At 62.7% G+C, this 9,892-nt stretch carries 12 protein-coding genes and 1 tRNA gene; 11 read left to right on the top strand and 2 right to left on the bottom strand.

Going from position 1 to position 9,892, the window contains the following annotated elements; genetic code table 11:
- Positions 1 to 37: 37 nt before the first annotated feature.
- Positions 38 to 319, bottom strand: coding sequence for a transcriptional regulator (locus EN780_RS19145; RefSeq protein ID WP_128274997.1), 282 nt, complete (start codon positions 317 to 319; stop codon positions 38 to 40).
- Positions 316 to 654 (bottom strand): hypothetical protein, encoded by a 339-nt coding sequence (locus tag EN780_RS19140; RefSeq protein ID WP_128274996.1) that lies wholly within the window; start codon positions 652 to 654, stop codon positions 316 to 318. Before EN780_RS19140 ends, EN780_RS19145 begins: the two co-directional genes overlap by 4 nt.
- 138 nt (positions 655 to 792) lie before the next feature.
- On the opposite strand from EN780_RS19140, the gene rpsL reads away from it, so the two are divergent.
- The 11 genes from rpsL to nusG all read left to right on the top strand — a co-directional run bounded on the left by rpsL (position 793) and on the right by nusG (position 9,863).
- Positions 793 to 1,164: a 30S ribosomal protein S12 gene (gene rpsL / locus EN780_RS19135; RefSeq protein ID WP_006202128.1), complete on the top strand. Its 372-nt coding sequence runs from the start codon at positions 793 to 795 to the stop codon at positions 1,162 to 1,164.
- A gap of 64 nt (positions 1,165 to 1,228) precedes the next feature.
- On the top strand, positions 1,229 to 1,699 hold the full coding sequence (gene rpsG, locus EN780_RS19130) for a 30S ribosomal protein S7 (protein WP_126054431.1): 471 nt from the start codon (positions 1,229 to 1,231) through the stop codon (positions 1,697 to 1,699).
- A 29-nt stretch (positions 1,700 to 1,728) separates the two neighbouring features.
- Positions 1,729 to 3,819 (top strand): elongation factor G, encoded by a 2,091-nt coding sequence (gene fusA, locus EN780_RS19125; protein ID WP_127284730.1) that lies wholly within the window; start codon positions 1,729 to 1,731, stop codon positions 3,817 to 3,819.
- Positions 3,820 to 3,884: 65 nt separating this feature from the next.
- A complete protein-coding gene (tuf, locus tag EN780_RS19120) occupies positions 3,885 to 5,060 on the top strand; it encodes an elongation factor Tu (protein WP_095805843.1) in 1,176 nt (391 codons plus the stop codon).
- Positions 5,061 to 5,222: 162 nt separating this feature from the next.
- The gene (locus EN780_RS19115) at positions 5,223 to 6,884 is read left to right on the top strand and encodes a hypothetical protein (RefSeq protein WP_128274995.1); all 1,662 of its coding nucleotides are present in this window, start codon (positions 5,223 to 5,225) and stop codon (positions 6,882 to 6,884) included.
- A gap of 83 nt (positions 6,885 to 6,967) precedes the next feature.
- The gene (locus tag EN780_RS19110; protein ID WP_128274999.1) at positions 6,968 to 7,453 is read left to right on the top strand and encodes a group II truncated hemoglobin; all 486 of its coding nucleotides are present in this window, start codon (positions 6,968 to 6,970) and stop codon (positions 7,451 to 7,453) included.
- A gap of 2 nt (positions 7,454 to 7,455) precedes the next feature.
- Complete coding sequence (locus EN780_RS19105; protein ID WP_128274994.1) at positions 7,456 to 8,004, top strand: putative glycolipid-binding domain-containing protein; 549 nt, start codon at positions 7,456 to 7,458, stop codon at positions 8,002 to 8,004.
- Positions 8,005 to 8,084: 80 nt separating this feature from the next.
- Positions 8,085 to 8,624 (top strand): metal-dependent hydrolase, encoded by a 540-nt coding sequence (locus EN780_RS19100; protein ID WP_320256399.1) that lies wholly within the window; start codon positions 8,085 to 8,087, stop codon positions 8,622 to 8,624.
- A 36-nt stretch (positions 8,625 to 8,660) separates the two neighbouring features.
- Positions 8,661 to 8,736, top strand: a tRNA-Trp gene (locus EN780_RS19095).
- 368 nt (positions 8,737 to 9,104) lie between these two features.
- On the top strand, positions 9,105 to 9,308 hold the full coding sequence (gene secE / locus EN780_RS19090; protein WP_127286436.1) for a preprotein translocase subunit SecE: 204 nt from the start codon (positions 9,105 to 9,107) through the stop codon (positions 9,306 to 9,308).
- A gap of 27 nt (positions 9,309 to 9,335) precedes the next feature.
- Positions 9,336 to 9,863 carry a transcription termination/antitermination protein NusG gene (gene nusG, locus EN780_RS19085; protein WP_059189556.1) on the top strand — a complete coding sequence of 176 codons (528 nt, stop codon included), beginning with the start codon at positions 9,336 to 9,338 and terminating at the stop codon, positions 9,861 to 9,863.
- The last annotated feature ends 29 nt before the right edge of the window (positions 9,864 to 9,892 follow it).

Here is a 9,892-nt window from a genome sequence, read left to right as displayed (position 1 = left end):
CCTGCGAGTCGCGGGCCCCTCCAAGCTCAACGCAGATTCAGATCGGCTCGTCGAACGTGATGATCGACACTTCGCCTTCGAGCGCGCCCTGGTAGGCCGACAGATGCGGCTCGTCGTCGGGCGCGCCGTCCATGTCGCCGATCTGATCGAGTTCCGCCTCGGCATAGCCTTCCGCGGCGAGCGAATCGAGCGCCTTACGCACCGCCGAATCGTCGTCGGGCGCCATAAGCATCACATGGACGCCTTCCGGCTTGCCGCCTTTCTTCTTCCAGACACGGCCGGTGATGATGGTGACCGGGCGTTCCTCATTGTCGTTCACGGGCTGATTCCTCTCGGCAAAGGGCGGGCGAGGGCGTTTCTGCTGCTCATGCCGCCTTTTGGCATGAAGCATGGCTGGGCAACAGCCAAAAGCCGGTCACTTTCTTCCTCGCGCTTGCAAAAAGACGCAAGAAAATTACATGCGTTTTTCGCATGGCTGCCAAGCCCCGGTCCGCGCGCAATATTTGCCAGCGCGGGGTTGACGGTTCGAAGGGTTGCGAGTAGAAGCCGCCCAGTCAGAACCGATGTGAGGCTTTCCTTTTCGAGGCGACACGCCTTGGAGTTTGCCTCAAACAGGGTTCGTTTTACGAGCGAAAAGACATTTCCGGCGCGCATGAAGCGGTTTCCGCTTCCTCTGCTATTTGTTCGGGCAGGACCGCGAGGCGCGGTGTGTTGCCCGAATTTGCGTATGGAAACGACGCTTTGAGCGGCCCTGACCGGGCAAGACACGGAATTGAGAGACAAGAGGGTTTAATGCCTACCGTCAACCAGCTGATCCGCAAGCCGCGCCTGGCGCCGGTGAAGCGCAACAAGGTCCCGGCCATGCAGCAGAACCCGCAGAAGCGGGGCGTCTGCACGCGCGTCTACACCACGACGCCGAAGAAGCCGAACTCGGCGCTGCGCAAGGTGGCCAAGATCCGCCTGACCAATGGTTTCGAGGTGATCGGCTACATCCCGGGCGAAGGCCACAACCTGCAGGAACACTCCGTGGTCATGATCCGCGGCGGCCGCGTCAAGGACCTTCCGGGCGTGCGCTACCACATCATCCGCGGCGTGCTCGATACCCAGGGCGTCAAGAACCGCAAGCAGCGCCGTTCGAAATACGGTGCAAAGCGTCCGAAGTAAGGTTTTCCGGCTTCGGCGCTTTTTTTGACTGCGCCGGGCTATGAGAGATTGAGAGACAAAAGCCATGTCCCGTCGTCACAGTGCAGAAAAGCGTGAGATCAATCCGGACCCGAAGTTCGGCGACCTGATCGTCACCAAGTTCATGAACGCCGTCATGTATGACGGCAAGAAGTCGGTTGCCGAGACCATCGTCTACGGCGCGCTGGACCAGGTCCAGGCCAAGACCAAGCAGGAGCCGGTCACAGTCTTCCATCAGGCGCTCGACAATGTCGCGCCGCATGTGGAAGTGCGTTCGCGCCGTGTCGGCGGCGCCACCTACCAGGTTCCGGTCGACGTGCGCCCCGAGCGCCGCCAGGCGCTGGCCATCCGCTGGCTGATCACCGCGGCGCGCAACCGCAACGAGACCACCATGATCGACCGCCTCTCGGGCGAGCTGATGGACGCGGCCAACAACCGCGGCACGGCCGTCAAGAAGCGTGAAGACACCCACAAGATGGCGGAAGCCAACCGCGCCTTCGCGCACTACCGCTGGTAAAGCGCGAACGAGACTGAGAGGCACCTCCCATGGCCCGCGAATACAAAATCGAAGACTACCGCAATTTCGGTATCATGGCGCATATCGATGCCGGCAAGACGACGACGACCGAGCGCGTCCTGTACTACACGGGTAAGTCGCACAAGATCGGCGAAGTCCATGACGGCGCTGCCACCATGGACTGGATGGAGCAGGAGCAGGAACGCGGCATCACCATCACGTCGGCCGCGACCACGACCTTCTGGAAGGGTCGTGACGGCAAGATGCACCGCTTCAACATCATCGACACTCCCGGACACGTCGACTTCACCATCGAGGTCGAGCGTTCGCTGCGCGTGCTCGACGGCGCCATCGCGCTGCTCGACGCCAATGCCGGTGTCGAGCCGCAGACGGAGACCGTCTGGCGCCAGGCCGACAAGTACCACGTGCCGCGCATGATCTTCTGCAACAAGATGGACAAGATCGGCGCCGACTTCTACCGCTCGGAAGAAATGATCGGCTCGCGCCTCGGCGCGCAGGCCGTCGTCATGCAGCTGCCGATCGGCGCCGAGACCGAGTTCAAGGGCGTCGTCGACCTCGTCGAGATGAACGCGCTGGTCTGGCGCGACGAGACGCTGGGCGCCGCCTGGGACGTCGTCGAGATCCCGGCCGACCTCAAGGAGAAGGCCGAGCAGTATCGCGAGAAGATGATCGAGGCCGCCGTCGAAATGGACGAGACCGCGCTCGAGAATTATCTCGAAGGCAAGATGCCGTCGAATGACGAGATCCGCGCGCTGATCCGCAAAGGCACCATCGCGGTCAAGTTCTTCCCGATGTTCTGCGGCTCGGCCTTCAAGAACAAGGGCGTGCAGCCGCTGCTCGACGCCGTCGTCGAATACCTGCCGTCGCCGGCCGACGTTCCCGCCATCAAGGGCGTCGATGCCAAGACCGACGCCGAGATCGAGCGTCACGCGGACGACAGCGAGCCGCTGTCGATGCTGGCCTTCAAGATCATGAACGACCCGTTCGTCGGCTCGCTCACCTTCGCCCGCATCTATTCGGGCAAGCTGGCCAAGGGCGTCTCGCTCGACAACACCGTCAAGGGCAAGAAGGAGCGCATCGGCCGCATGCTGCAGATGCATGCGAATTCGCGCGCCGACATCGAAGAAGCCTTCGCCGGCGACATCGTCGCTCTGGCTGGCCTCAAGGACACCACCACCGGCGACACGCTCTGCGATCCGCTGCACCCGGTCATCCTCGAGCGCATGGAATTCCCAGATCCGGTCATCCAGATCGCCATCGAGCCGAAGACCAAGAACGACCAGGAGAAGATGGGCCTCGCGCTGCATCGCCTGGCTGCCGAGGATCCGTCCTTCCGCGTCAAGACCGACGAGGAAAGCGGCCAGACCATCATCGCCGGCATGGGCGAATTGCACCTCGACATCATCGTCGACCGCATGCGTCGCGAGTTCAAGGTCGAGGCCAATATCGGCGCGCCGCAGGTGGCCTATCGCGAGACGATCACCCGCACGCACGAGCAGGACTACACGCACAAGAAGCAGACCGGCGGTACCGGTCAGTTCGCCCGCGTCAAGATCCTGTTCGAGCCGGATGCCGAAGGCGGCGACTTCAAGTTCGAGTCGAAGATCGTCGGCGGCGCGGTGCCGAAGGAATACGTCCCCGGCGTCGAGAAGGGCATCAACAGCGTGTTGTCGTCCGGTCCGTTCGCCGGCTTCCCGATGATCGGCGTCAAGGCGACGCTCATCGACGGCGCCTTCCACGACGTCGACTCCTCGGTGCTGGCCTTCGAAATCGCTGGCCGCGCCTGTTTCCGTGAAGCGGCGCCGAAGCTCGGCGTGCAGCTGCTCGAGCCGATCATGAAGGTCGAGGTGGTGACGCCGGAAGACTACGTCGGCAACGTCATCGGAGATCTCAACGGCCGCCGTGGCCAGATCCAGGGTCAGGAGACCCGCGGTGTCGCCGTCGTCGTCAATGCGATGGTGCCGCTGGCCAACATGTTCAAGTACGTCGACAATCTGCGTTCGATGTCGCAGGGCCGCGCCCAGTACACGATGCAGTTCGACCACTACGAGCCGGTGCCGACCGCGGTCGCCCAGGAAGTTCAAAAGAAATACGCGTAACTCGAGCGGGTTGCACGACACCTTAATTCAAGCCCCGCACGGGCAAGCAGGAACGGAGACATCACATGGCAAAAGGTAAATTCGAGCGCACCAAGCCGCATGTGAACATTGGCACGATCGGCCACGTCGATCATGGCAAGACGTCGCTGACGGCGGCGATCACGAAGTATTTTGGCGAATACAAGCGCTATGACCAGATCGACGCGGCGCCGGAAGAGAAGGCGCGCGGCATCACGATTTCGACGGCGCACGTCGAATACGAGACGGCCAACCGCCACTATGCCCACGTCGACTGCCCCGGCCACGCCGACTATGTGAAGAACATGATCACCGGTGCCGCGCAGATGGACGGCGCGATCCTGGTCGTTTCGGCCGCCGACGGCCCGATGCCGCAGACGCGCGAGCACATCCTGCTCGCCCGCCAGGTCGGCGTGCCCTCGATCGTGGTGTTCCTGAACAAGGTCGACCAGGTCGACGACGCCGAGCTGCTCGAACTGGTCGAGCTCGAGGTTCGCGAGCTGCTCACCAAGAACGAGTTCCCCGGCGACGACATTCCGATCGTCAAGGGCTCGGCGCTGGCCGCTCTGGAAGATTCGAACAAGACCATCGGCGAGGACGCGATCCGCGAGCTGATGGCGCAGGTCGACGCCTACATCCCGACGCCGGTGCGTCCGCTGGACAAGCCGTTCCTGATGCCGATCGAGGACGTGTTCTCGATCTCGGGCCGCGGCACCGTTGTGACCGGCCGCGTCGAGCGCGGCGTGGTCAAGGTCGGCGAGGAACTCGAGATCGTCGGCATCCGTCCGACGACCAAGACGACCTGCACGGGCGTCGAGATGTTCCGCAAGCTGCTCGACCAGGGCCAGGCCGGCGACAACATCGGCGCGCTGCTGCGCGGCGTTGATCGTGAAGGCGTCGAGCGCGGCCAGGTTCTGGCCAAGCCGGGTTCGGTGAAGCCGCACAAGAAGTTCGTGGCCGAAGCCTACATCCTGACCAAGGACGAGGGCGGCCGTCACACGCCGTTCTTCACCAACTACCGTCCGCAGTTCTACTTCCGCACCACCGACGTGACCGGCATCGTGACGCTGCCGGCCGGCACCGAGATGGTGATGCCTGGCGACAACATCACGGTCGACGTCGAGCTGATCGTGCCGATCGCCATGGAAGAGAAGCTGCGCTTCGCCATCCGTGAAGGCGGCCGCACCGTCGGTGCCGGCATCGTCGTCACCATCAAAGAATAATCGAAGCCGGCATCCGCCGGATCGACAAGGAAAGGGCGGCCCTCGGGCCGCCCTTTTTTGTTTCCGATCTCAAAAGCGTCCATTGTTCGTTCTATTGCTTCAAGCCTGTTGCAAGCCTCGGCGCTGCAACTAGTATAGGTTGCATCAAGGGGCTGGCAGGACGTGGTTTCAGGGCGCCGTTTCAACAGTCGGGCATGGTGGTCACTGGGGCTGGTCTGCCTGGCGCTGCTTGCCATGGGCAATGCCAGCCTCGCCGCGGCGACGGCCGATTCCGGCCCGACGATGCGTTTTGTTGTGGTGCGCAGCAACGCCGCGGGGTGTGAGCCCAACTGTCCGGAGTGGATTTCGGCGGAAGGCACGATCGAGGCCGGCACGCCGGCGCTGCTCAAGCGCATGCTCAAGCGGCTTGGCGGGCGAAAGCTGCCGATCGTTGTGGATTCGCCCGGCGGCAATGTCGACGCGGCGCTGACGCTCGGCCGGCTGATCCGCAAGAGCGGGCTGGATATCGCCGTCGGCAAGACCTGGTTCGACGGCTGCATGCCGGACGACAAGGATTGCACGGCCAACAAGGGCAGGGACGCCGATTATTTCGGCGAGCCCTATGCCAGCGGCGCCATCTGCAATTCCGCCTGTCCGCTGATGTTTGCCGGCGGCGTACGCCGCGTGGTCGGCGAATGGGCGTATCTCGGCGTCCATCAAATCACCACGACCTACATCAAGACGAAACTGCTCTACCGGACCACATACAAGGTGGTGAACGGCAAGAAGAAGGTCATCAACACGAAGGTCGTCAGCCGCAAGAATGCCGGCAGCTACAAGACCTACGAGATGAGCAAGGCGGTGGAGAAAAGGCTGGCCGCCTATTTCCGGGAAATGGGCGTCGGCGAGGGCGTGCTCGTAACGATGAAGAACACGCCGGCCAGTGATATCCATCAGCTGGTCCTGGAAAACATGCTGCGGATGAAACTCGTCACCAGCATGGATTCGGTCGATCTGTTCACCGCCGCCACGATCTGCAAGGCATGGCCGGCGCCGGCGAATTGCCGGGAGATACCGTCGAACAAGGATGCGATGCCGGCCGCTGCCTTGGCTGCCAAGGCCGAGCCCGCATCAGCGGCAACAGCCAGGCCGGAGATCGTCAAGCGCGACGAGGACATGCGCTTCGTGGTCGTTCGCGGCAGCAATCCGCTCTGCAATCCCGATTGCCCGGAATGGATCTCGGCCGAAGGCACGATCACCGCCTACACGCCGGAGCGGCTGCGTGACATGCTGGATAGCATTGGCGGGCGCAGGCTGCCCCTGGTGATCAGCTCGCCGGGCGGCGACGTGCTTGGGGCGCTCGCGGCTGGCCGGCTGATCCGCGAGCACAAGCTCGACGTCGCCATTGCCCGGACCGATTTCGTCGGCTGCGATTTGGCGGCGCTGGATTGCGCGGCCGACAGCGAGGCTCGCGCCGGATTGACCGTCGATGCCGACGGCGTGTGCGATTCAGCCTGCGCGATCCTGCTTGCCGGCGGTGTCCGCCGGCTTGTCGGTCCGCGGGCACGGCTCAGCGTGCATTCGCTGGGGATGGAGAAAGAGGTCAAGACCTACCTCGAAGACATGGCGATCGGGAGCGGCCTGTTCGCTGCGATGCAGTCCGTGCTCTATTCGAGCCATCGCCAGCTTGAGCCGGACATGATGCTGAAGGTCGGGCTGACGACTGGACCGCAATCGGTCGACGCGCTGACCGGCGCCACCATCTGCGGCGTCATACCGAAGCCTGACAACTGCCGCGTGGCACCGTCGCCAAACGCCCAGGCAGAGGCGCCCGCCAAATTATAGGCGTGAACTGGCCATCGAGGCAGGTTGAGCCGTCTTCGATCTTTCCGCTATCGTCCGCGGCAAGCGACAGGCGAGGATCGATGATGGACGAGGATATTCCGACGCTGTTCGAATGGGCCGGCGGCGCCGAAGCGCTCAGCCGCCTGACGCAGACCTTCTACGACAAGGTGGCGCGCGATCCGATCGTCGGCCCGGTGTTCAGGCACATGTCGCCGGACCATCCCGCCCATGTCGCGGCCTTTATCGGCGAGGTGTTCGGCGGACCGAAGACCTACAGCGAAAAGCATGGCGGCCACCGCGAGATGGTGATGCACCATCTCGGCAAGCACCTGAGCGAGGAACAGCGGCGGTGCTGGATCAACCTTCTCGCCGACGCCGCCGACGAGGTCGGCCTGCCCGACGACCCCGAATTCCGCTCCGCCTTCATGGGCTATGTCGAATGGGGATCGCGGCTGGCGAAGATGAATTCCAATCTCGGCGAGACGTGCGATCCGGAAACGGAGCCGATGCCCGCCTGGGGCTGGGGCGTGCCCGGCGGGCCTTACAAGCCGCCGGCGGGGAAATCGTAGCAGTGGAGCCTCGGAGCACGCTCGTTCGATGGCGGCAATGGCAGGGCCCTGGCATCGAACACCTTGTCCTGAGGCTGGATTCCGGCGGGATATCGGCCGAGTCCGTGGCGATCTCGGCCGACCATGCGCCGTTCGCCGTTCACTACCGCATTTCATGCGACCCTGACTGGCGCGCCAGGGAGATCGAGGTCGGCATTGTCGGTGGCGGGCGCTTCCGGCTCGAGACCGACGGCATCGGCAACTGGTCGAAGGACGGTGTTGCGATCCGGGACCTGACCGGGGCGCTCGACCCCGATCTCACTGTCACGCCCTTCACCAACACGCTGCCGATCCGCCGGCTGCGGCTGAAGCTTGGCGAAAGCGCCGAGATTGCCGCAGCCTTCATCGAACTCCCGGAACTGACCATCGTCAAAAGCCCGCAGCGCTACACGTGCCTCGACGAAGGCAGACGCTATCTCTACGAGTCGCTGAAGAGTGGCTTCCGGCGGGAAATCGAGGTCGATCAGGAGGGGCTGGTGACCACCTATCCGGATTTCTGGCAAAGGATCTGATCCGGCCGTTGCGACGCGCTCTGCAAGATGCGGAATATCTGCAAATCTCTGCAAAAATGGCGCCACGATGGGATTGCAGGTTGGAGCATCCGAAACGGGCTTGCCACGTGATGCTCATTGCTCATCTGCCATCGGGTTACATTCTGGGGAGCTTCGCGCGCAGACAATGGCGCGAAATGTCCGGCGTCGTGACGGCTGCGATGATCGGCAGTGTGATTCCCGACGTTGACATGCTGTACTTCCACTTCATCGACGGTGGACACATCCACCACCACGCCTACATCACGCACTGGCCATTGTTTTGGGCCGCAACCGGAATATTGAGCCTATCCGCCGCCAGACTGCTCGGCTGGCCCCGTCCGGCGCTGATCGGCATCTTCTTCGCGGGTGCCATGCTGCATATGGTCCTGGACACGGTGGCGTCGCCCATATCGTGGCTGATGCCATTTGATCGGCACGCCTTCGAATTCGTGGCGGTTCCCGCCACCTATGGCAATTGGGTCTTGAGTTTCGTCCTGCACTGGAATTTTGGGCTCGAACTTCTCATCTGCGCCTGGGCGTTGTGGCTTGTCTCTGCGCGATCGGCGGCCCGGATCGCCGCGCCTCAAAAGGGCACTTGAGTTCTCATCCGCTTTATGAAATAGCAGCGCGCGTGTACGGGCATAGCTCAGTTGGTAGAGCGGCGGTCTCCAAAACCGCAGGTCGTAGGTTCGAGCCCTGCTGCCCGTGCCATTTTCCCGAAATGGCCGATTTCAATATCGTCGATGGCCCACTAGGTCCTTGAAAACCCATGGGTGGCTTGCCATATGGCGATAATTCGGGCATAAGGCGCGCATAGCCGGGACGGAACGACTGGATGGTTCCGAGGCGGCGTTTGGCCATAAAGCGGACACTTGCCACTTGCGTGGATCAAGAATCGGTTTTATGTAGACAGAACAGACACGCGACGCGTGGAGCTGGGAAGCCGGCTTTACGCGTCCGATTTGCATGGGCGAAATGGATGCGCTGATTCGGCGCCGACATGAGGCCCAGGCGGCACGTCCCGGCCTGCGGGATCATCCAGGAGACCCGGCCAACGGGTCTTGAAGACAGAGCGGCATATGGCTTCGAAAACCACAAATCCTTTCACCTTTCTCCAGCAGGTTCGCTCGGAGACCGCCAAGGTGACCTGGCCGTCGCGTCGCGAAACGATGATCTCGACGGTGATGGTCCTGGTTTTCGCGGTCATCGCGATGATCTTTTTCTTCACCGCCGACATAGCCATGGGCTATGCGATCGAGTTCATTCTGGGCCTCGGACGTTAAGTTCGGCGATTACGGAGACGTCGTGAAATGACTGCGCGCTGGTACATTGTCCACGCCTATTCGAACTTCGAGAAGAAGGTCGCCGAGGACATCGAGAACAAGGCCAAGCAGAAGGGCCTGTCCGGCGAGATCGAGCAGATCGTGGTGCCGACCGAGAAGGTCGTCGAGATACGCCGTGGCCGCAAGGTCGACGCCGAGCGCAAGTTCTTCCCGGGCTATGTGCTGTTGAAGGCCAACCTGACCGACGCTGTGTTCTCGCTGGTCAAGAACACGCCGAAGGTGACCGGTTTCCTGGGCGACTCCAAGCCCGTGCCGATCACCGAGACCGAGGCGCAGCGCATCCTGAACCAGGTGCAGGAAGGCGTCGAGCGGCCGAAGCCTTCGGTGACTTTCGAGATCGGCGAGGCGATCCGCGTCTCGGATGGTCCGTTCGCATCGTTCAACGGTTTCGTCCAGGAAGTGGACGAGGAGCGGGCGCGGCTCAAGGTGGAAGTTTCGATCTTCGGGCGCGCGGTGCCCGTCGATCTGGAATTCGGACAGGTCGAAAAGGGCTGATCCGAATACCCGCGCCGAAAGGCGTCGGG

The sequence above is a fragment of the Mesorhizobium sp. M4B.F.Ca.ET.089.01.1.1 genome, from assembly GCF_004022605.1.
Taxonomy (GTDB): Bacteria; Pseudomonadota; Alphaproteobacteria; order Rhizobiales; family Rhizobiaceae; genus Mesorhizobium; species Mesorhizobium abyssinicae.
The sequence above is the reverse complement of the archived record's forward strand: the minus strand, read 5'-3'. Positions and strand labels throughout refer to the sequence as shown.

What these genes read in the sequence shown, in the direction of transcription:
- EN780_RS19140 (WP_128274996.1), bottom strand. Translation starts at nt 654, where the DNA reads ATGCGCGCCGGAAATGTCTTTTCGCTCGTAAAACGAACCCTGTTTGAG.
- rpsL (WP_006202128.1), top strand. Translation starts at nt 793, where the DNA reads ATGCCTACCGTCAACCAGCTGATCCGCAAGCCGCGCCTGGCGCCGGTG.
- rpsG (WP_126054431.1), top strand. Translation starts at nt 1,229, where the DNA reads ATGTCCCGTCGTCACAGTGCAGAAAAGCGTGAGATCAATCCGGACCCG.
- fusA (WP_127284730.1), top strand. Translation starts at nt 1,729, where the DNA reads ATGGCCCGCGAATACAAAATCGAAGACTACCGCAATTTCGGTATCATG.
- tuf (WP_095805843.1), top strand. Translation starts at nt 3,885, where the DNA reads ATGGCAAAAGGTAAATTCGAGCGCACCAAGCCGCATGTGAACATTGGC.
- EN780_RS19110 (WP_128274999.1), top strand. Translation starts at nt 6,968, where the DNA reads ATGGACGAGGATATTCCGACGCTGTTCGAATGGGCCGGCGGCGCCGAA.
- secE (WP_127286436.1), top strand. Translation starts at nt 9,105, where the DNA reads ATGGCTTCGAAAACCACAAATCCTTTCACCTTTCTCCAGCAGGTTCGC.
- nusG (WP_059189556.1), top strand. Translation starts at nt 9,336, where the DNA reads ATGACTGCGCGCTGGTACATTGTCCACGCCTATTCGAACTTCGAGAAG.